Genomic DNA, 21,134 nt, shown 5'->3' with positions numbered 1-21,134 from the left:
ATTTCATAGCATCACGTCATAAAACCCAGATCCCACGGGTAGTCTGCCCGGCCGGCGGGCGTCCCGAAGTTGTTGATATTGCCCAGCACTTGGGGCATTTCGGTGTCGGTCACACCGAACCATTTGGCCAGCGTGGCAGCGTACTGATCGACCGAGGTGCGGGGTAACAAGCGGCCTTGCCCGACATGCCATTGCTCCGCCGCGGTGTATACCCGGGGCCAGCCGGTGCCATCGGTCACATTGATAGGCGGGGCTTCACCAAAATAGCGCTGGCCATCCACGGCACCGCCCACGACAAAGTGGTGGCTACCCCACCCGTGGTCAGAGCCATCACCGTTAGACGACAAAGTGCGGCCAAAGTCAGAGGCGGTGAACGAGGTGACTTGGTTCTCCACGCCCATTTCCACGGTCGCGTTGTAAAACGCGGTCATGGCGGCACTGACCCGGCCCAACAAAGTGCCATGGTCACGGATCAGGTTGTCGTGCAAATCAAATCCGCCGATCGACACAAAAAACACCTGCCGACGCACGCCCAAGGCGACCCGCCCTTTGATCAAGCGCGCCACCATCTTGAGCTGGTTGCCCAGCGAATCCGTAGGGAACACGGTGGAGGGCACGGTCTCTGACAAGGCGGTGGTGACTGCAGACTCGGCATCCAAAGCGCGCTTGGTGACGGCGTTGTATTCGTTCTCCAGTTTGTGGACCCGGTTTTCCCGCATCAGACTGGTGATCGCTGCTGCGACGGACGGGTTTCCATAAACCCAGGTATTTGTCGCTGGCCTGATCTTGATCGCTCCACTCGTGCTGACTTGGTACTGGAGCGCTGTATCGCCGGACAAAAACACCGCGTTCCCTGAGACCGAAATCCCGGTGAACACTAATTTGCTGTTCAAGCTGTTCTCCAACGTCAGATCGCCTAGGTTGCCGCCCCAGCCCACCGTCGACCCCTCGGGCGAGGACGATTGCCAGATGCTTTGCTGGTCGTTATGCGAAAACAACTGCGGGGGCCGCGGAAAGCTGACCTTGTCATTGCTGTTGTACTGAGCGCGCGTCAGCGGCTTCACCAGCGGCCCAACATTGAGCTGCACCGCCATCTTGCCGGTATTGAACAGACCGGCAAGTCCGGTCATGGTGGGGTTCAGGGCAAACTGCCGCCCGGTTTGGCCTTGGCTATCGACCGGGGCAGCAATTGGGTTCAACAGTGTTGACGTCAAGGCCGACTTGGCGAGTGCGATACCACCGGCCGTCTGGCCACTGCCGCCACCACGAATCGCGCTGTAGAGGTTGTAGTGGGTGTCGTCGTAAGGGATCAAGGTGTTGGCGTAGTCATTGCCACCATACAAAAACACGCACACCAGCGCCTTGTAGTCCCCTGAGGGGGCATTGAATGCTGCTGCCTCACCCAAGGCGGCTAGGTTCATCGCAAAGGGCAGAGCAGTACCGGTCAGGGCGAGTTGGCCGGAGCGGCGCAAAAACGCACGGCGCTGCAGATCAGGAGGGGTTGAGCTTGTCATCGGTTTGCGCCTTATTTTTGAACCAGATATTCCACACTCGCCATCACCATGAGAACCGCCGCGCACACCCGGTTGCGCTTGATGGAGGCACTGCTGCTTGCGGTCACGTTCACACCAGACAGGGCGGTAACAATGGTACTCACCGTGCTGGCGGACAACTGCCCTGCAGCCATCAGCAGGTTCAGACGCTGCACCAATGCTGTCGGGTCGAGCACCAGAGTCAGCTCGGTGGTGTACGCGGCCTTGATGTCGCCGGAGTTAAAACCCGTGTCGATCACATTCATCATGAGGTTCAGGTAGCCTCCGACGCTGCTCTCATTCACGATCTGGAATTCGGGGGCCACTTTCCCAGCACTCAAACCGGTAGCAGGTGGCGCCACGGTAGACGGCGGCACATAGCCAGGGCGGAAAAAGTTAAATACCGACGGAGACCGCAAGGGGCTTTGGCCCAAGGAATCAGCCGCGTTGCTCGTATTCCAAATCTTCCAAGTGCCCGCGGCGGAGGTCACATTGAAGGTACGCAACCACTGCACCAAGCGCAACATGGGCTCACGCAGCTTGCCGAACTCCGGGGCAGTCAGCCCGGTGGCGTTGCGTGCCTCGTCGTCATTCAAAATGGCGGCAAACACATAGGCCATGTCGCCACGTACACCCGCCCCGTTATTGGCAAAAACGGCCGCCACACGGGCCACGTAGGCGGGAGTGGGGTTGCTGGTCACCAAGCGCTGGATCAGCTGCTTGCAAATGAACGGAGCCGTGTTCGGGTGGTTGAACAAGGTGTCCAGCGCCACCTTCAAAGCTTGAGTACCCGGTGTGTTAGCCTGAATGGTCACATTGAGAAATGTGGCGGCCAATGTGGAGTGATTGGACGCCGTGAGTTTCATCGGCAAGCGGACATAACTGGTGTTCGAAATGGTACGGGTGCCGCCACCGGTTTGGGGGATCACGGTATCCACGTTCTGGCTGCGATCGAAGTCATAGCCAGTGAATACGCGGGCCAGATTAGCAACATCACTGGGGGTGTAGGTTTCTTGCGGTTTGCCATTGCCGTCCAACTGCTGAGTGCCATCCGGGTTCAGCTTGTAGAGCCCGATGGTGAATAGCTGCATGACCTCGCGGGCATAGTTTTCATCGGGCAGGCGCCCGGTGCTGACGTTTTCCTTCAGGTTGCCTTTGGTATTGAGGTAGACCCCCATCGCAGCATTCAGGGTCACGGCTTCCAGCAGGTCCCTGAAGTTGCCAAACGCGTGCTGCACCAGAATGTCCCAGTACCGTGCGATCGCATGGCTGCGCCAAGTAATTTCCAAACCACTGAGCGACACCACCAATACCTCTGAGAGTGCCAGGGCTGCGCGCTTGCGCATGGGATCTGAAGCGGTCGCCAATTGGCTCCAGATCATGTGATCCCCAGGAGACTCGGAGTCGTAAAAGTTGCCGGGGTTCAGGGCATTGCCGTAACCCTGCGAATCGAGCCAGTCCCATCCACTGATGCCTGACGGTTTGGCGATCTCGGCCTTCATCCAACCTGCGTAGCCCAAGCTGCGCACCGAGGCAATCTCGGCGCTGCTCGCAGACAAACCCGCCTGCAAGAGAAACCGGGCTGCCTGCGCATCATTGGCAGGCGCGGCAGAGCTGGTCAAGGCCACGCTCCTGCCTGTGTCTACCGGTGTGTAAGTCGTCGTCGTGACGGCAGTGCTACCACCCTCTCCTCCGCCGCAAGCGGCAAGCGCAACTGCTGAGAGCCCCACCATGGAGATGCCGGCACTCCGCTGAGTTGCACTGGCGCGCGGCTGCTGTGTAATAGGAGATGTATCTGTTTCCATACCGTCTTTCATTGGCGGATTGACTTGCGCACCCTTGCTAACAAGCCCTTCAATGAAGATTACGGTGTGGTACCCCTATTCCATCATCTGCGTTACAAACACTTACCAACGGTGATTACGCAGCCGCCGCCTGCTGCAAGGTTGCGCGGGTCCGGATCGCTTCTGCCCGGGCGGCAGACGCAAAGTCCATATCCGCAGACGCATACAAAATCGCGCGGGAAGAGTTCACCGCTATCGGCGCGATCGTCTCGCCGTTCACCGACTTCCAACCGGCCTTGACCGTGGCGACCGCATCGCCGCCCTGGGCGCCGACCCCGGGAATCAGCAGGGGCACCGTGGGCGCCAATGCCCGCACCCGCTCGATCTCCGCAGGATAGGTCGCGCCAACCACCAGCCCTAACTGGCCGTTGAGGTTCCAAGGTCCTTGTGCCAAGGCTGCGATGTGTTCATACAGCCGAGGCTGCCCGGGCACATCCAGCAAACGCTGCGGCTGGAAATCGTCGCCCCCGGGGTTGGAGGTGCGGCACAACAGGAACGCGCCTTTGCCGTGGTACGTCAAATACGGAGCAACCGAGTCAAAACCCATAAAGGGCGAAAGGGTGACCGCATCGGCGCCGTAGCGCTCAAACGCCTCTTTGGCGTACTGTTCTGCGGTGCTGCCTATGTCGCCACGCTTGGCATCCAGAATCACCGGCACGCCCGGCGCGGAGCGGCGCATGTGCTCCATCAGCTTTTCGAGCTGGACCTCGGCGCCATGGGCGGCAAAGTAAGCAATCTGCGGCTTGAACGAGTTCACCAGATCCGCCGTGGCGTCGACGATGGCCGCGCAAAAGTCGTAAATCTTGCTGGCGTCTCCGCGCCAATGGGTCGGAAACTTGGCCGGCTCCGGGTCCAGCCCCACGCACAACAACGAGCCGTTTTCGCGCTCGGCAGTGCGCAATTGTTCAATAAATGTCATGGGAACCTATTTTAAGAAGGGGTGATGCTGTCCATGGCCAGGCACAAATCAGCCCAGGCTTTGGCCTTGTCCGCGCTATTGCGCAGCAGCAGCTTGGGGTGGTAACTCACCACCACCGGAATGCCGCGGTAGCGGTACACCATGCCACGCAGCTTGCCCAAGGGTTGGGTGGCCAGCGCGCCATGCTCGGACAGCAGCGTCTGAATAGCGAAGCGGCCCACCGCAAAAATCACTTTCGGCCGGACCAGCTCCACCTCGCGCTGCAGGAACTGCGCGCACTCCGCCAGGTCGGCAGGCGCGGGGTTGCGGCCATGCGGCGGGCGGCACTTCACCACATTGGTGGCATAGGCGCCTTGCGGCCCGCTGCCGGTGCGGCTTGCCCCCACGGCTTGCAGCATGTTGTCGAGCAGTTGCCCGGGTGCACCGGTGAAGGCTTGGGCGGCGGCGTCTTCCTCCTCTTCCGGCGGATCCCCCACCACCATCCAATCAGCCTGGGTTTGGGCGGCGGGTTGCAGGGTGCCGAATTTGCGGCCAGCGCACAAGCCGCAGGCGGTACAGGCTGCGGCAGTGTCTGCCAAGCCATTCCAGTCCAGCGCGGCCAGGTCTGAAGGTTGCACCGGCACCGCCTCCGGGGCGGCTGCAGGAGCCTTGGGCACTACCGGTGCGGGCTGCGGCGCACGGGCCACCGGGCTGGCCACCGCCGCACGGGTGGGCGCTACGGGTGCCGGGTCGTTATCTGCCATGACAGCGAAAGCGGTGCCGGGCAACCAGACGCGAACGCCCATCTCCAGCAGCATGGCGCGTTGGCGCTCGTCGAGTTGCAATGCCATGGTGTTCAGTGCTCTAGTGCCAGGCTCATGACGATGGCGTCTTCGCGCTGCCCGCGGTCTGCGGGGTAATAGGCTTTGCGCATGCCCACGCGGCGAAAGCCATGCGCCTCGTAGACCTGGATGGCGCGTGCGTTATGCACCCGCACCTCCAGCCAGAGCCACTGTGCGCCTTGGCCGCGGGCCCAGATGCCCAAGGCATCAAGCATGACGCGAGCCCAGCCCTGGCCTTGGTATTCGGGGGCGACCGTGATGTTGAGCAGGTGCACTTCGTCCACCCCCTTCATGGCCACAAAGTAACCCAACAACTCGCCGCGGCCAGTGATCATCTGGGCCTGGTAGCCACTGTGCAGGGCGTCGATAAAGTTGGCTCGACTCCAAGGGTGAGCGTAGGTGCGTTGCTCCACCTGAAGCACCCGGTCCAGCGAATCCGCGAGCATGGGCTCGAACGTGGCCTCGTGGACTATGTCTGCTGCAGGCACCGCGCGATAGGGGCTCATGGCACAGCGGCCGCAAGGGCAGCGGCTTTTTCAGCCTCCCGCTCGGCAGTGGTTTTGGCGACTTTGTCGCGAATGTAGCTGGGCATGGCCAAAGCGGCATCCACGGCCAGGCCCTGCGCGAGCAAGGCTGGTGCCACACGCAACATGGCGGCCGCCAAAGGCAAGGCCGGCACGACCTGAGCAGCCTGCAGCGATGCAGGAGACAGACGATCGGCATACACCGTAAAAACATTGCCCGCGACGACATGGGGCGCGTCGCCCGCCGGGCTTGCCACCCAGTCCTCGGGCCGCAGCAGGGCACTGGCGCTCAAGGTCTGCCACTGGCCGTTTTCAAAACGATAGCGGGCGGCATATATCTCATCCATGCGGGCATCCAACAGGGCGGTGACTTGCAGCACCGGCACGTCGGGCAGGGCACGAAACCGCGCGTCTTCGGCAACCGCCAACAGCGAGTCCACCGGCAACACCGGCACACCTGCCCCGAAGGCCAAGCCCTGCACCACCGAGCAAGCGGTGCGCAAACCGGTAAAGGAGCCCGGGCCGCTGCCAAAGCAAATGGCGTCCAGGTCTGCCAAGCGCACCCCGGCATCGGCCAGCATCTGCAATACGGCCGCAATCAAATCGGTCGATGCCTTGGCCCCCCCGGCGCTCTGATGCTCCACAACGCGCGAGCCATGGGGCCCTTCGGTGCGCAGGGCGATCGAGAGAAATTCGGTTCCGGTATCCAGGGCCAGCAGGTTCATGATTCGATTTTAGAAGGGATATAGCCAGTCGCGCATGTTCAACGAGCGCGTGACGCTATGCTTTTCATAGCAAAAACTCTAAATTGACGAGGATCGGAAAAAATGCAAAGATTGTGAGTAAATTTACTCAGTATTTTATGAGCTTCCAACGATCACACGTCCAGACTCTAAAAAACCGCCTACGAGAGGTGCCACGCTTCATCACCATTGTGGCGGGACCTCGGCAAGTGGGTAAGACCACACTGGTCCGCCAAACCATAGAAGATAGGGCCCACCGCTTTGTGTCGGTAGACCCCGCCGGAGAACCGTGGACACGTAGCATCGCATCCAGCGCCCGGGGCATTCTTGACTATGAAACGGCCGACATCGATGGCGCGCCCCGCAATGCCGCTTGGCTCATTCGCACCTGGCAAGCCGCCCGTGCCGAGTGCGAGGCGCACATGGAAAGGAACTCAGACCAACCATTCATCTTCGTGTTGGATGAAATTCAAAAAATTCCCCGCTGGCCGGACACCGTCAAGGGCCTATGGGACGCTGACCGCGCCCGCGGTCTGCCCATGCACGTAGTGCTGCTGGGCAGCTCGCCCCTACTCATTCAAAAGGGCCTGACAGAAAGCTTGACAGGGCGCTATGAATTGATTCGCGCCACGCACTGGTCTTTTGTGGAAATGCACCACGCCTTTGACTTCACTCTCAATGAGTACATCTACTTTGGCGGCTATCCCGGCAGCGCGCCCCTCATCCGGGACGAAGAGCGTTGGCGCAACTATGTGCTGGCGAGCCTGGTGCAGCCCAGCATTGAAACCGACATTCTGCAAATGGCGCGCGTGGACAAGCCTGCGCTGCTCAAGCAATTGTTCACTCTGGGTGCCATTTACTCGGGGCAGATTCTGGCGCTGGGCAAGGTGAAAGGGCAGCTGCAAGACGCAGGTAACGAAACCACATTGGCCGGTTATCTGGATCTGCTGGGCAATGCCGGCCTGCTCATGGGCTTGCAAAAGTACCACGTAGGGGCTGCCCGCAAACGCGCCTCGGCGCCCAAGTTCCAGGTGCTCAACACCGCGCTCATGTCCAGCGCCACCCCCTACACCTTTGCCCAAGCGCAGGCCGACCGCAGCTACTGGGGCCGCTTGGTGGAAAGCTGTGTGGGCGCCCACCTGTGCAACAGCGCCCGCTCCCAAGAAGACATCAGCTATTGGCGCGAAAGTCCGCATGAGGTGGACTTTGTCATCAACGACGCATTGCGCCGCACCGCCATTGAAGTGAAGAGCGGCCCCAGCGTGGGCGCACTCGGCGGCATGGACGAATTCGCCAAACAGCACACCGGCAGCAACACGCTGCTGGTGGGCACGGGCGGGGTGAACCTGACAGAGTTTTTGTCCTATCCGCTCACGCACTGGTTGGAGGCAGCATGAGGCTAGCCATCGAGCGGACAGTGTGCGCAAGAAAACCGGATGGCTTGCTCACCGAGCCCCGGCCGTTGGCGGACTACCAAAGCCTGCGCGCTTGGGTGCTATTGGGCGACCCTGGTGCGGGCAAGACCACGACCTTCAAAACATTGGCCGAACAAGAGGGGGGCGCGTACCTCAAAGCGAGCGACTTTCTGGAACTCACGCCCCACGACGGCTACAGGCACCCCATCTTCATTGACGGCCTGGACGAAGCGGCCGCTCTCGAAGGCCAATCTCCCCTGGGGCGCATCCGCATCAAACTCAATGCTTTGGGCACCCCGCCCTTTCGCCTCTCGTGCCGCGAAGCCGACTGGCGCGGCAGCACCGACAGCGAAGCCTTGCAACGGCTAGTGGCCGATGGCGAGTTCGCAGAGCTGCATCTGACAGAACTCAATACCCAACAAATTCTGCGATTCGCAGCCCTCTGGCTCGAAACCAATGAAGAGCAAGCACAGGCCTTTGTGGACCAAGCCCATCAGCACGAAATGGACGGCCTGCTCACAAACCCACAAACCCTGCGCATGTTGGTGGAGGCAGTAGGCAACTCCGCAGAGGACTGGCCCCGCAGCAAGATGGAGGTGTACGAAAAGGCCTGCGCCAAACTGGTCCAGGAACAGAACGAGGTACACCTCGACGCACAACGCCGCAGCACCATCCCTGATGCACAACTATTGAACGCTGCAGGCTACCTGTGCGCGGTAATGCTGCTATCGGGTAGCTCGGTCATAGCATTGCAACGCCAGAAGACACCCGCCGCACATGCGATGGTGCTGACCACGCTGCTTACCAGCAGTGCGACCACACCGAGCACGGATGCCTGCAACAAGGTACTGGAAACCCACCTCTTTTCGAGCGACGGCAAAGGGAACTTCACCCCCGTACACCGCACCGTGGCGGAGTATTTGGGCGCCAAATATCTGGCCGATCGCATCCGCAATCACTTGCCTGCCAACCGCGTGCTCGCACTCATCCAGGGCCAAGACGGTGGCGTAGTGCCCGAACTGCGGGGGGTGCACGCATGGCTGGCTGTCGTGACGGACGAAAGCGTGCGGCGCACCTTGATAGACCATGACGCTCTCGGGCTTGTGCTGCATGGCGATGTGCTGCGATTCAGCGTCCAGGAAAAGAAACAGGTCCTCCAAGCCTTGCAGCGGGAAGCACAACGCTACGCGCACTTTCGCAGCCAGAACTGGGCCAGCAGGCCGTTTGGAGCACTGGCGACACCCGACATGGAAGCCACCTTCCGGGAATGGCTCGAATCCCCCGAACGCAGCCCTGCACACCAAGCGGTGCTGGACTGTGTGTTGGACGCGATGGAACATGGACAAGCCATGCCGGCTTTGACTGACGATCTAGAGCGGATCGTGAGCGACAAAAACTGCTGGTCTGGTTTGCGACGCAGCGCACTCCATACCTTGTGCGCCTACGCAAAACATGTCAAAGATTGGTCAGTACCTCTACGAATTTTGGGAGGCGTACATCAACGCAACATCCAAGACGAAGACAACGATCTTTTGGGCGTGCTCCTCAACAAGCTATACCCTGGCTTCATTGAGCCCAAGGATTTATGGTCGTACTACCGACCTCATTCGCAAACATCCATTAACCAGTATTGGATGTTCTGGAATGATTTGGCAAAGTACCACGCTCCCCGCCAAGACATTCCAGTGCTGCTGGATGCCCTACTTGCCAGCGAGTACCGACTTCGATCACTGGGTGAAGAGTATGACCTGTCACAAGTCATCGGGAACTTGCTCTTGGCAGGCATTACTTATTTTGGACAAGAGCAAGCCGTACCTCGACTGTACGCATGGCTGACCCTGGCGGTTGGTGAGTATCACGACAACGCCTTGCAACGTGAGACGCGTGAAGCACTTGCCCGCTGGTTTGGAACCAACCCATCTACATACAAGAGACTCATTGAATACGGCATAGCGCAAAGACTTGCATCCGAACAACCAGTGCATCTATGGCTCTATGAAATGCAACAGATGCTTTGCGAAGCCCCACGACCCAGTGATGCCGTGGACTGGTACTTGGCATTAGCAGAACCTAGAACAGATGCTTTTCGCCAACAGTTGATTGGCGAAGCATTCCGATTGGCGGAACTTCGAGAAGGTGCAAACTCCGCCATCGCGCGCATAGAGCGATGGACAGCGCAGCACCCGCAGGATGCTGAATGGATAGTCAACGGCTGCCTGTCTTGCCCGTATCCGCCAGATGAGGAGACACAAAGTCGTAGGCTGCGTTCAGGGGAACGCAAGAAAAAAGATGCCCAAAAGCACGCCGACGACCTCCAATTCTTCCGCAAAGAGTTGCCCAAGCTCCAGAGCAATGAGGCGCACCAAGGACTGCTCATTCATATCGGCCAACGGTACTTACAGGGAGTTCGCAACAACTCTAAAAGCTCGCCAGAAGAGGAGTTACGCAAGCTCTTGAACGAAGACCCCCATTGGATTGCGATGGCGCTCGATGGGCTTCGGCATTGTCTTTACCGAAAGGACTTGCCGGAAGCTCAAACTATTCTGAACTCTTACCTGAAGAGCAAATACTTCCCCATTTCGCATGCGTTGTTGGCAGCGATGCACTTGCTTTTTTCAGAGTCACCCACTTCGGCCTTGGATCTCCCTGAACCCACGTTAGAACGTCTCGTCGCCTTTGAAATCACCCATCCACAAGGTGATTCCCCTGCATGGTTTAAGCAACTTTCCCAAGAACGCGGTCACCTCGTCGGAAAAGTCATGCTGCGGCTGATGCGGATGCAAATCGCAGCGAAGGTTGAGCATGTGAATGGCTTGTATGCCTTGGCACATGATGTGCAGTACACAGCCATCGCCCAGGACATTGCCCCTCTGCTCATTGCGGAATTGCCTGCAAGGGTCACAAAGACTCAGCTTCGCTGTGTGCGCGAGCTGATCGCCTGCTTGCTACGCACACAGCCTGAATCAGAACAACTTTCTTTGATTTCCAAGCGCCTAGCCGCGTCCAACATGGACGTGGCGCAACGGGTGTACTGGCTGACAGCAGGTTTGCAGGTTGCGCCGACTCAGTATGTGGAGCCCCTAAAAAGGTATCTCGCTGGAAAGCCATCGCGGGCAAATCATGTTTATGAACTGCTACGTGAGCAGCGACAAGAACGTGACTACGCCGAGCTATTGGGTTTGGAAGCCAAGATGTTTTTGATTCCGTTGCTTGGAACACGCTTCATCCCCAAAGAAGAACCGAAATCCGGAGAAGCCTACTGGGTAACTCCCACCATGGAGTCCATGCGCTATGTCGAGCAATTGATTTCGTCCATGGCTGCCGATCTCTCTGAAGAAGCGGGAGCTGGTCTGGACCAGCTGCTAAACATACAGGCCCTCGCCCCTTGGAAGAGCCGACTCGACCATGCCCTCTATGAACAAAAACTCTTACGCAGAAAGGCTCTATTCCGTCCAGCATCTGTCAAAGAGGTATGCCACACCCTAGCCAACCTGCAACCTGCCAACGCAGCGGATTTGCATGCCTTGGTGGTGGATCAGTTGAACAAGCTGGCCAAAGAAATCCGCCACGGAAACACCAACGACTACACGCAATATTGGAATGGCGACAAGCCACGGGTTGAAAACGACTGCAGAGACGCATTGCTGTCGGACCTCAAGAAGCTCTTAACCCCACTGAACGTCATTGCCGAACCTGAACGCACGCACGCGGATCACAAACGTGCGGATATCGAAGTGTTCTTCGGCTCCACGCTTCACATCCCCATAGAGATCAAACGAGACTCACATAAAGATGTATGGAAAGCCATTCACGATCAGCTCATCGCCAAATACAGCCGCGAACAAGGCAGTGACGGCTACGGCGTTTACTTGGTCTTTTGGTTCACCCCCCAAAACCTACATGTCGCCGGTGACGGAGGCAACAAGCTCAAAACTCCACTAGAGCTCCAGCAGCGCCTTACCGCCACAATCCCCCGCGAGTTGCAGCACAAGATCACGGTGCTGGTCATCGACTGCGCCAAATCCTGACATCTTCAGCTATTCCCTTATGCGCCTTTCCCTTCTCAGATTTGCTTCCCTTGGTATCGCGCTGCTTGCTGTTGCACTCATCGCCAGCACTGCGACCGCCCAAGCCCTCCCCCCTGAAGTCGATGCCGCGCTGACCCGCGCCAAAGTACCGCGCGATGCAGTGTCTTTCCTCGTGACCGATGCCCAAGGCGGCGCAGCACCGCGTTTGGCCCACCGCAGCACCAGCCCCATGAACCCGGCGTCCACCATGAAACTGGTGACCACCATTGCCGCCCTCGACCTGCTGGGGCCCGCTTACACCTGGACCACGCCGGTGTACCTAGATGGCACGTTGCAAAACGGCGTGCTCAATGGCAGCCTCTACCTCAAGGGCCAGGGCGACCCCAAGCTGGTCATGGAGCGCCTGTGGCTGCTGATGCGCCGGGTGCAGGGCATGGGCATCAAGACCATTGCTGGCGACATCGTGCTCGACCGCAGCGCACTCGAAGTGCCCGAGCCCGACCCGGCCAAGTTCGATGGCGAGCCCCTGCGCCCCTACAACGTGGCCCCCGATGCGATGCTGCTCAACTTCAAGTCGGTGGTGATGACCTTCACCCCGGACCGCAGCGCCAACCTCGCCTATGTGCAGTACGACCCGCCCCTGGCCGGAGTGAGCCTGCCCGCCACCGTAACGCTCAACACCACCGCCGCCGAATGCGGGGACTACCGCGGCGCCCTCAAGGCCGATTTTTCAGACCCCTTGCGCATCCGCTTTGGCGGCAACTACCCCGCGGCGTGTGGGGAAAAAGTCTGGCCTGTCGCCTACGCCGACCCCAAAGCCTATGCCGCACGCACCGTGCAAGGCCTGTGGGAGAGCATGGGAGGCCGGGTGCTGGGCAGCGTGCGCACTGGCAGCGTGCCGGCCGCCCTGTTGGCCGGCAAACCGGCGCTGGTGACCCAATCCGCGTCGCTGGCGGAGGTGATTCGGGACATCAACAAATACAGCAACAACGTGATGGCCCAGCAAGTGTTTTTGACGCTGGGCCGCGTGGCAGGCTCCGCCCAAGGCTTGCCGGTCGACACGGTGGCAGAAGTCAACCTGCCACCTGGCAGCTTTGCAGCCAGCCGCACACTGGTGCAACGCTGGTGGAAAGACCGGATCGGCACCGACGACGCCCCGGTGCTGGACAACGGCTCCGGCCTCTCCCGCCAGGAGCGCATCAGCGCGCAAGCGATGGGTCGGCTGTTGCAAGCCACGTTCACCGCCCCCTTTATGCCGGAGTTGATGTCATCCCTGCCGATCACGGGGGTCGATGGCACGCTCAAGCGCATCAAGACCCGCACCAGCGGCACCGCTCACCTGAAAACCGGCACCCTCAACGGCGTGGTCACCTTGGCGGGCTATGTGCATGCGGTGAGTGGCAAGCGCTATGTGCTGGTTGCCTTTATCAACCACCCCAACGCCAATGAGGCCCGCCCTGCGCTGGACGCCTTGGTGGACTGGGCCGGGCGGGATCAGTAAGCCCCGGGGCAGCGGGCGGCTTCAGGCCGCTGCACGGGTGAGCCGGTCGCGCACGCCATCCCACTCGGGGGTGTCGGGCGGTGTTTCGACCCAGATCAGCTTCACGCCCAGCGCATCCATCTCCCGCAGCTTGGAGAACAGCTCGTGCGCAGCCGGCTGGGCATGCCCCGGCATGCGGTGGGGCGACACCAGCGGCGAACGCACCTGCAGCGGGCTGCGGTGGTACAGCGCAATCGTGGGGCGCTTGTCGGGCGGGGTGGCACCGCTGAGCAAGTCCAAGGCCGCTTGCAAGGCTTTGGCATCCATCAGGCGTACGGTGGCGCTGGGCGCATAGTGAGACTCCAGGGTCCCGGAGGCCCGGGGCGCTTGCTGCATCTGCGCCTCCAGCTCTTCTTTTGATAGCAATTTACGCCCGCACGCATCTTCAACCTGCTGGGCGGTGATGGAACCCGGGCGCAAGAGCACCGGCGCACCGCGGGTGCAGTCGATGATGGTGGACTCGATGCCCACCTCGCAGGGGCCGCCATCGAGGATCAGCAAGTCGTCCCCGAATTCGCTGTGCACATGGGCCGCGGTGGTGGGGCTGACCCGGCCGAATTTGTTGGCGCTAGGGGCCGCAATCCCCCAGACCACGCGCCCGCCATCGGAGGGCTTGCGCAGCACCGACAGCACTGCTTGGGCCACCGGGTGTGACGGGCAGCGCAGTCCGATGCTGTTTTGCCCGCCGGCAGCCGCCGCACCCACGCCGTCTTTGCGCGGCAGGATCAGGGTCAGGGGCCCGGGCCAGAAGGCCGACATCAGCTGCTGGGCAAACGCCGGCACCCGGGCGCAATAGTGCGCCACACCGCCCATGCCGCCATCAAAGGCCGCCACATGCACGATCAGGGGGTGGTCCGCCGGACGCCCCTTAGCGGCAAATATCTGCCCCACGGCCGCCGCGTCGGAGGCGTCGGCCCCCAAGCCGTACACCGTCTCGGTAGGCAAGCCTATCAGGCCTCCAGCGCGCACGGCATCTGCGGCAGCAGCTATGGAATCAGGAGCAAGCTCAATACCGTCAGCTTGCTTGTAGGCAGAAACAATCATGCAGGTTGCGCTCGGGTAAGGACCGGTCAAAAAGCGGCAATGCCGAGAATGCGGGCCGCTTCCAGCGCGGTGGCGCGCACCTGCTCGATGGTGGCGCCGGTGATATTGAGGTGCCCCATCTTGCGGCCCTTTTTGGCGTCGAGCTTGCCATACAGGTGCAGGTGGGTGCCGGGCAAGGCCAGCACGGCAGACCAATCGGGCACACCGCCATTACGACCATCCTCAGGCCACACATCGCCCAACAGGTTAAGCATGATGGACGGGCTGTGCTGGCGCGGTTGCACCAAGGGCAAACCAGCCAAGGTGCGCACCTGCAGGTGGAACTGCGACACATCGCAGGCGTCCATGCTGTAGTGGCCGCTGTTGTGGGGGCGCGGCGCCATTTCGTTGACCACCAAGCCGCCCAAGCCAGCAGCGGCAGGGTTTGACTCATCGAGCACAAAGAACTCCACACACAGCACACCGACGTAGCCCACACCCTGCGCTATCGATTTCGCAGCAGCCACCGCACGCTCTGCGAGGGCTGGAGGCACATTTCCTTCATAAACCTCGGTAACCGCCAGAATGCCGTCGCGGTGCAGGTTACGCTGCACCGGCAGGTTCACGCAAGTGCCATCGGCACCGCGCGCCACGATGACGCTGCACTCCCACTGCAGGGGCAACATCTTCTCCAGCACACAGGGCACTTGCCCCAAGTCGGTCCACGCGGCAGCCAACTCGGCGGAGGTTTTGACCCGCACCTGGCCTTTGCCGTCGTAGCCCATGCGGGCGGTCTTCAGAATCCCAGGCAACAGGTTGGCGTCGATGGCTGCCAATTGCTCGGATGCTTCAATCACCGCATAGGGCGCGCAAGGCACGCCGCATTGCACAAAGTGCGCCTTTTCCGCCGCGCGGTCTTGTGCGATGGCAACCGCATCCCCGCTGGGCGCCACCGGGCGGCTTTGCGCCAGTTGGTTCAGCGCCGCAGCCGGCACATTCTCAAACTCGGTAGTGATGGCGGCAGACACCGCAGCCAATCGGGTCAAGCCTTCAGGGTCGGTGTACGCAGTCTGCACATGGTGGTGGCTGATGCGGCCGGCCGGGCTGGTGGCATCCGGGTCCAGCACGGCGGTGAAAAAGCCCATTTGCTGCGCAGCATGCGCAAACATGCGGCCTAGCTGGCCGCCACCCATCACGCCCAAGGTGGTCTCTTTGCTGCCGCCTAACGCGGCAGCGGCCGGTGCGGTGTTCATTGCGGCCATTAGGTCGCGCTACCGGTCACCGGCAGGGTCATGTTGCGGGCGGTTTGCGTCTGGTCGATGCGGAACGCATCCAGCTCCATACGCAGGTCAGGGTTCTCGTTGGCCAGCAGGGCTACTGCAAACAGGGCTGCGTTGGCAGCACCAGCACTGCCGATGGCAAAGGTCGCCACAGGAATGCCCTTGGGCATTTGCACGATGCTGTGCAAGGAATCGACCCCGGAGAGCGCTTTGCTCTGCACCGGCACACCCAGCACCGGCACCGTGGTTTTGGCCGCCAACATGCCCGGCAGGTGGGCCGCACCGCCCGCTCCGGCGATGATGGCCTTCAAGCCCCGGCCCGCAGCGGCCTCGGCGTAGCGGAACATGTCGTCGGGCATGCGATGGGCGGAAATGACGCGCGCCTCAAAGCCGATACCAAACTGTTGGAGAATCTGGACTGCGTGTTGCATGGTGTCCCAATCCGAGTTGGAACCCATGACGACGCCGATTTGAATTGTTTTCATAGTTGAATTTTACTTTTTCACCCCGAGCTAACTTCCCATGATCGACGTCACCCTAGAAAACTTCGAAACCGAAGTCATCGCCGCCTCCCACCAGGTGCCCGTTCTGGTCGATTTTTGGGCGCCTTGGTGCGGCCCTTGCAAGACCCTGGGACCGCTATTGGAGAAGGTAGAAGCCGACTACGGCGGCCGCTTCAAGCTGGTGAAAATCGACTCCGACCAGGAGCAACAGCTCGCCCAGGCTTTCGGCATCCGCAGCATTCCCACCTGCGTGTTGATGATCAACGGCAAGCCCGCCGATGGCTTCATGGGCGCGGTGCCCGAGAGCAAGCTCAAGGAGTTTCTGGACAAGCACGTGCCCACAGAAGACGTGCTGGAAGCCGAAGCCGATGTGGAAGATGCCCAGTCTCTGGCAGAAGCGGGTGACCCCCGTGCCGCTTTGCAAAAGCTGCACGAAGCCCTGACCCTGAACCCCGGCAACGATGACGCACGCTACGACTACGTCAAGCTGCTGATCGAAAGCGACATGATCGAAGACGCCGAGGCCGCCTTGGCCCCGACCTTGGCCTATATCCCCAAGCAGCAGCGCTTTGAGGCACTGGCGCAGTTTCTGGATGCCATCAAGTTCGTACTGACCGACGACAAAGGCCTGTGGACCCCGGCCCAGTTTGACGAAGTGATCGCCACCAACAAGCGCGACTTCGACACCCGCTTGGCCAAAGCCCGTGTGCTGATGGTGGGTGGTGACTGGACCGGCTCCATGGACGAGCTGCTGGAAATCATCATGCGTGACAAAGCTTGGAACAACGAGGTACCGCGCAAGACCTTTGTGGCCATCCTCGAATTGCTCACCCCACCCAAGCCCAAAGTCGACCCGGCAGCTGCCGGCAAGGCCACAGGCGGTATCGAGGTGCTGGGCAAAGTGGTCACGGAACAAGACCCGCAAGCGCAGCTGGTCGCCAGCTACCGCCGCAAGCTCAGTATGGCGCTGAACTAAAAAACGTCCGACACCAATGAAGAAACCGCCAGCTGGCGGTTTCTTCTTTTCCGGGCCGGTTGACGCTCAGATGGTGCGACCCACATTTCAAGTTTCTTTCATTCAACCTGCGCGCTAACCCCATTGCGGAGCTAGCCCCCTGACAGCACGATACCGGAATGAATGTGTTGTTGGTTGAAAACGATCTGGATCTGGTGGATGCCTTGGGGCGTGTACTCGCATCGCGCGGGTTCAAGCCGGTGTGCTGTGCCGACGGGCATGAAGCGCTGGCATGGATGCGCAAACGCAACTTCGACGCGGTCATCTTGGACCTGAGCCTACCGGGGCTGGATGGTCTGGATGTATTGCAACGCATGCGCGACCTTGGATTGCGCCTGCCGGTGCTGGTAGTCACGGCCCGCGCCTCCATCGGCGAGCGGGTCACCGGACTGACACTCGGCGCCGATGACTACCTGACCAAACCCTTCGACACCGAGGAACTGGTGGCTCGCCTGCGTGCCCTGATGCGGCGTAGCCAGGGCATCGAAGACTTCCGTTGCGGGCACTTGCAGCTCGACATGAACCAGGGACTGTTCTTGCGATCTGGGCGCCCTTTGGACATTGCCCCTCGGGAAAGCGCGATGTTGCGCGCCTTGATCACCAAGCCTGGCCGCCCGGTATCCAAAGATGACTTGTATCAGGCCATCTTCGGTGACGATGCCAGCCATCAGAGCGACGCCATCGACCTGCTTGCGCACCGTTTGCGCAAGCGCTTGGCGGGCAGTGGTGCCGCCTTATTGACGATGCGCGGTATCGGCTACCTTCTGGTGGACGAACTGGGCCACGGCAGCAAGGATCCGGCATGACCCAGACCAACGGCAAGGCCGCCCAGTCCATGCGGAAGCAGTTATGGCTGATGTTCGTGATCTGCACCGGAATGGGGGGAGCGATCGGCGCCATCGGATCCACGACACCGTGGCTTGCTGTCTGCGTGGCACTGGCTGGCGCACCAGCCCTGTGGTGGCTGGCGGGGCATTGTCTGCGGCCACTACAAGAACTAACGACCACCGTAGCTAGCCGTCAACCCCAGGAAACAACGCCCTTGAGACATACGCCGGCCGTAGAGTTGGAACCCATCGTGCGCGCCCTGAATGTGCAATGGCAACAACAACGGGATGCCTTGGAGCAACAGCAGCGCTTCATTGCGGAAGCCTCGCACCAGTTGCGTACGCCATTGGCGGTACTGAAAACCCAAGTGCAGGGTGTAACGTCCGGTGAACTGCCGGCCACTGACACCCTGCCCAAAATGCTGCGCACGCTGGACCGCGCGACAGATCTTGCGAACCAATTGCTGTCGCAGGCCAAAGTAGAGCAAAAAGTCCGGCACGCTCAGTGGAGCTTGGTGGATATGCATCAACTTGCCAGCGAAGTGCTGGTGGAGTTTGCTCCCTTGATTGCCCGCAAACGGCTGGAAGTGTCTTTGGACGCCGAACCCGTGCGACTGAAGAGCGACAGCTGGCTGATCGGTGAATTACTACGCAACCTTTTGGCCAATGCCATTCGCCAGTCTGCAGCCGGGGCCAGTCTGGGCGTGGTCATACGCCAACTGCCGGACGAGATGGAGCTCCTTGTTTGGGACAACGCAGGAGGGTTGGACGAAGCAGTTCGGGAGCGTTTGTTCCAACCATTCGAATCGGCCAGCGGAGGCACCGGAGTGGGCTTGGGTCTGTCGATCTGCAAGCAAATCGCTGTGTCCATGCACGCCACGCTGGACCTCTACAACCGTATCCAACAAGGCGCGGTAGTGGGCGTCGATGCTGTAGTCCGCTGGCCCCTGCCTGAACATGCCAGTCCGCAGGGATCTGCAATACCAGCTCGCTCCATGCCACATGTAGCCCTGTCGGAAGCCACCTTGAGGATGCCGGCATGAGGTCTGGCCTGGAAATCCGCGGGGTGACGAAGACCTATGCCAATGGTTACCGGGCGCTGCACGGAGTGGATGTGCATATCCCGGATCGCCGGTTGACGACTCTTCTAGGCCCCTCCGGATGTGGCAAAACCACGCTGTTGCGCCTGGTGGCCGGACTGGAAACACCCGACGAAGGGCAGCTGATCTTTCACGGGGAAGACGTCACTTCCAAGAGCGCCGAACAACGGGACCTCAGCTTGGTGTTTCAGAGCTATGCCCTGTTTCCCTATCAGAGCGTGGAAGAAAACGTCTGCTATGGCTTGCGCATGCAAGGCCTGTCAGCGGCGAGCCAACGCGAGCGTAGTGCCCATGCCCTCGCGCTGGTCGGTCTGCAAGGCTTGGAAGATCGCATGCCGCATGAGTTGTCCGGTGGCCAGCAACAGCGCACGGCATTGGCCCGCGCACTCGCATTGCAGCCCCGCATCTTGTTGCTGGATGAGCCCCTCTCCAACCTCGATAGCAACTTGCGACGCCATATCCGTGAAGACATCCGTGCCTTGCAACAGAGGCTGGAACTGACGGTGCTATATGTCACCCACGACCATGCAGAAGCCATGTCTGTCAGTGACCGCATTGTCGTCATGCAAGAGGGCCGGATTGTGCAAATCGGATCTCCGCGGGATCTGTATGAACGCCCCTTGTCAGAGTTCGTTGCTGCCTTCATGGGTGACGCCGCCACTTTTGACGCAGAAGTGGACACCGGGGGCCTCGTGCATCTGGGCCCTTTGCAGATCGGTCCCCACCCAGGACTTCGTCGTGGCGCTGTGCGTATCGTCGTGCGTCCGCACGCCTGGCGTATCGCACCGGCCAGTTCGGCCGGCTTGCCGGGCAAAGTCTTGCGAAGCGCGTTTTTAGGCTCCACCACTGAGGTGTGCGTGCACACCGCCCTGGGCGAGATATTGGTATTGATTCCGTCGCAAGGTGCAGCTTATATCACCGGTGCTCCGGTCAGTTTGTTTTTGTCAGCACAGGGGGTCAGCGTGCTGTTGCCCTCCATTTTTTCCAACTCACTCGAACCCCTGGTTCAACACTAAAGGAGACTTTCATGAAGAAAACCCACCTGATCGCCGCTGCATGTATCGCGCTCTCTCAAGCCAGCGTTTATGCCCAATCCGGCAGCGAGGTCAACATCATCTGCTCGGGCCAAGCGCCCTGGTGCAACATGATCGCCGTGACCTTCGAGAAGAGCCAGGGCATCAAGGTCAACATGACGCTCAAGGGCTCAGGTGAAGCCGTCGCCCAACTCATGGCCGAAAAAGCAAACCCCAAGACTGACATCTTTTTTGGAGGCACGGGCGACCCGCACTTGGTGGCTGCCGAACAAAACCTGACTCAGGAATACAAGTCACCCCTGCTTCCAAAGTTGTACGACTGGGCGCAAAAGCAAGCGGCACAGTCCGGCTACAAGACGGTGGGCATTTATTCCGGCCCTTTGGGTTTTGGATACAACACCGAGCTGATGGCCAAAAAGAAGCTACCCATCCCGAAGACGTGGGCTGATCTGATCAAGCCTGAGTACAAAGGCGAGATCCAGTCCGCCAACCCTTCCTCCAGTGGCACTGCGTACACCATGATTGCCACTCTCGTGCAGCTGATGGGCGAAGACAAGGCCTTTGACTATTTGGCCAAGCTTCACAAAAACATTGCCGCCTACCAACGATCTGGCGTAGGGCCCATCAAGGCCGTGGCACGTGGCGAAGCTGCGATCTCCATCAGCTTTGTGCACGATGGTCCCGGTGAAAAAGCCCAAGGCTTCCCCTTGGAGACCATCACACCGTCCGACGGCACAGGAGCGGAGATCGGCTCGATGTCCATCGTGCGCGGTGCGCGCAACCTGGAAGCGGCCAAGAAGTTTTATGACTGGGCTTTGACGCCGGGGGCACAGGCTCTGGGCGCTGCCACGCTGCAGTTCCAGCTGCCCTCCAACCGGGAAACCAAGGTGGATCCGCGCGTACCGGACTTCCGCAAGATCAAGATGATCGACTACGACTATGCCAAATACGGCCAGTCCCGCTAATCCCGCATTCCCTGCCAACTC

At 60.4% G+C, this 21,134-nt stretch carries 18 protein-coding genes; 8 read left to right on the top strand and 10 right to left on the bottom strand.

The window, feature by feature from the left end:
* Positions 1–11: 11 nt before the first annotated feature.
* From RAE19_RS10595 to tsaB, 6 genes are all read right to left on the bottom strand, one after another.
* Positions 12–1,514 carry a DUF1501 domain-containing protein gene (locus RAE19_RS10595; RefSeq protein WP_313874853.1) on the bottom strand — a complete coding sequence of 501 codons (1,503 nt, stop codon included), beginning with the start codon at positions 1,512–1,514 and terminating at the stop codon, positions 12–14.
* 11 nt (positions 1,515–1,525) lie between these two features.
* Positions 1,526–3,337 (bottom strand): DUF1800 domain-containing protein, encoded by a 1,812-nt coding sequence (locus RAE19_RS10590; protein WP_313874852.1) that lies wholly within the window; start codon positions 3,335–3,337, stop codon positions 1,526–1,528.
* Between the two features lie 115 nt (positions 3,338–3,452).
* Positions 3,453–4,295, bottom strand: a complete 843-nt coding sequence (gene pyrF, locus RAE19_RS10585; protein WP_313874851.1) for an orotidine-5'-phosphate decarboxylase — start codon at positions 4,293–4,295, stop codon at positions 3,453–3,455.
* 11 nt (positions 4,296–4,306) lie between these two features.
* Complete coding sequence (locus RAE19_RS10580) at positions 4,307–5,125, bottom strand: uracil-DNA glycosylase (protein WP_313874850.1); 819 nt, start codon at positions 5,123–5,125, stop codon at positions 4,307–4,309.
* 5 nt (positions 5,126–5,130) lie between these two features.
* On the bottom strand, positions 5,131–5,622 hold the full coding sequence (gene rimI, locus RAE19_RS10575; protein WP_430962528.1) for a ribosomal protein S18-alanine N-acetyltransferase: 492 nt from the start codon (positions 5,620–5,622) through the stop codon (positions 5,131–5,133).
* Positions 5,619–6,365, bottom strand: a complete 747-nt coding sequence (gene tsaB / locus RAE19_RS10570) for a tRNA (adenosine(37)-N6)-threonylcarbamoyltransferase complex dimerization subunit type 1 TsaB (protein ID WP_313874849.1) — start codon at positions 6,363–6,365, stop codon at positions 5,619–5,621. Before tsaB ends, rimI begins: the two co-directional genes overlap by 4 nt.
* A 137-nt stretch (positions 6,366–6,502) precedes the next feature.
* On the opposite strand from tsaB, the gene RAE19_RS10565 reads away from it, so the two are divergent.
* Positions 6,503–7,780: an ATP-binding protein gene (locus RAE19_RS10565; protein WP_313874848.1), complete on the top strand. Its 1,278-nt coding sequence runs from the start codon at positions 6,503–6,505 to the stop codon at positions 7,778–7,780.
* 98 nt (positions 7,781–7,878) lie between these two features.
* On the opposite strand, the gene RAE19_RS10560 is transcribed toward RAE19_RS10565, so the two are convergent.
* Positions 7,879–8,160: a hypothetical protein gene (locus RAE19_RS10560; RefSeq protein WP_313874847.1), complete on the bottom strand. Its 282-nt coding sequence runs from the start codon at positions 8,158–8,160 to the stop codon at positions 7,879–7,881.
* 6 nt (positions 8,161–8,166) lie between these two features.
* Between RAE19_RS10560 and RAE19_RS10555 the strand changes: the two genes are divergently transcribed.
* Complete coding sequence (locus RAE19_RS10555; protein ID WP_313874846.1) at positions 8,167–11,826, top strand: NACHT domain-containing protein; 3,660 nt, start codon at positions 8,167–8,169, stop codon at positions 11,824–11,826.
* A 19-nt stretch (positions 11,827–11,845) separates the two neighbouring features.
* Positions 11,846–13,327 (top strand): D-alanyl-D-alanine carboxypeptidase/D-alanyl-D-alanine endopeptidase, encoded by a 1,482-nt coding sequence (gene dacB, locus RAE19_RS10550; RefSeq protein ID WP_313874845.1) that lies wholly within the window; start codon positions 11,846–11,848, stop codon positions 13,325–13,327.
* Positions 13,328–13,348: 21 nt separating this feature from the next.
* Here dacB and RAE19_RS10545 read toward each other — a convergent pair whose 3' ends face one another.
* The 3 genes from RAE19_RS10545 to purE are packed head-to-tail and all read right to left on the bottom strand — an operon-like array spanning position 13,349 to position 16,154.
* Complete coding sequence (locus tag RAE19_RS10545) at positions 13,349–14,410, bottom strand: L-threonylcarbamoyladenylate synthase (protein WP_313874844.1); 1,062 nt, start codon at positions 14,408–14,410, stop codon at positions 13,349–13,351.
* Between the two features lie 26 nt (positions 14,411–14,436).
* Positions 14,437–15,642 (bottom strand): 5-(carboxyamino)imidazole ribonucleotide synthase, encoded by a 1,206-nt coding sequence (locus RAE19_RS10540; RefSeq protein WP_313874843.1) that lies wholly within the window; start codon positions 15,640–15,642, stop codon positions 14,437–14,439.
* Positions 15,643–15,650: 8 nt separating this feature from the next.
* On the bottom strand, positions 15,651–16,154 hold the full coding sequence (gene purE / locus RAE19_RS10535; protein WP_313874842.1) for a 5-(carboxyamino)imidazole ribonucleotide mutase: 504 nt from the start codon (positions 16,152–16,154) through the stop codon (positions 15,651–15,653).
* A 37-nt stretch (positions 16,155–16,191) separates the two neighbouring features.
* Between purE and trxA the strand changes: the two genes are divergently transcribed.
* The 5 genes from trxA (at position 16,192) to RAE19_RS10510 (ending at position 21,113) form a co-directional block, all read left to right on the top strand.
* Positions 16,192–17,148 carry a thioredoxin gene (gene trxA / locus RAE19_RS10530; protein ID WP_313874841.1) on the top strand — a complete coding sequence of 319 codons (957 nt, stop codon included), beginning with the start codon at positions 16,192–16,194 and terminating at the stop codon, positions 17,146–17,148.
* A gap of 158 nt (positions 17,149–17,306) precedes the next feature.
* Complete coding sequence (locus RAE19_RS10525) at positions 17,307–17,993, top strand: response regulator (RefSeq protein ID WP_313874840.1); 687 nt, start codon at positions 17,307–17,309, stop codon at positions 17,991–17,993.
* Positions 17,990–19,057 carry a sensor histidine kinase gene (locus tag RAE19_RS10520; RefSeq protein ID WP_313874839.1) on the top strand — a complete coding sequence of 356 codons (1,068 nt, stop codon included), beginning with the start codon at positions 17,990–17,992 and terminating at the stop codon, positions 19,055–19,057. The genes RAE19_RS10525 and RAE19_RS10520 overlap by 4 nt, the downstream gene beginning before the upstream one ends.
* Positions 19,054–20,130, top strand: a complete 1,077-nt coding sequence (locus RAE19_RS10515) for an ABC transporter ATP-binding protein (RefSeq protein ID WP_313874838.1) — start codon at positions 19,054–19,056, stop codon at positions 20,128–20,130. The genes RAE19_RS10520 and RAE19_RS10515 overlap by 4 nt, the downstream gene beginning before the upstream one ends.
* Positions 20,131–20,141: 11 nt before the next feature.
* Positions 20,142–21,113, top strand: coding sequence for an ABC transporter substrate-binding protein (locus RAE19_RS10510; RefSeq protein ID WP_313874837.1), 972 nt, complete (start codon positions 20,142–20,144; stop codon positions 21,111–21,113).
* Positions 21,114–21,134: the final 21 nt, after the last annotated feature.

Origin of the sequence: Rhodoferax potami (assembly GCF_032193805.1) — a bacterium.
GTDB classification, from domain to species: domain Bacteria; phylum Pseudomonadota; class Gammaproteobacteria; order Burkholderiales; family Burkholderiaceae_C; genus Allorhodoferax; species Allorhodoferax potami_A.
This window is presented reverse-complemented; position numbering and strand designations above follow the sequence as displayed.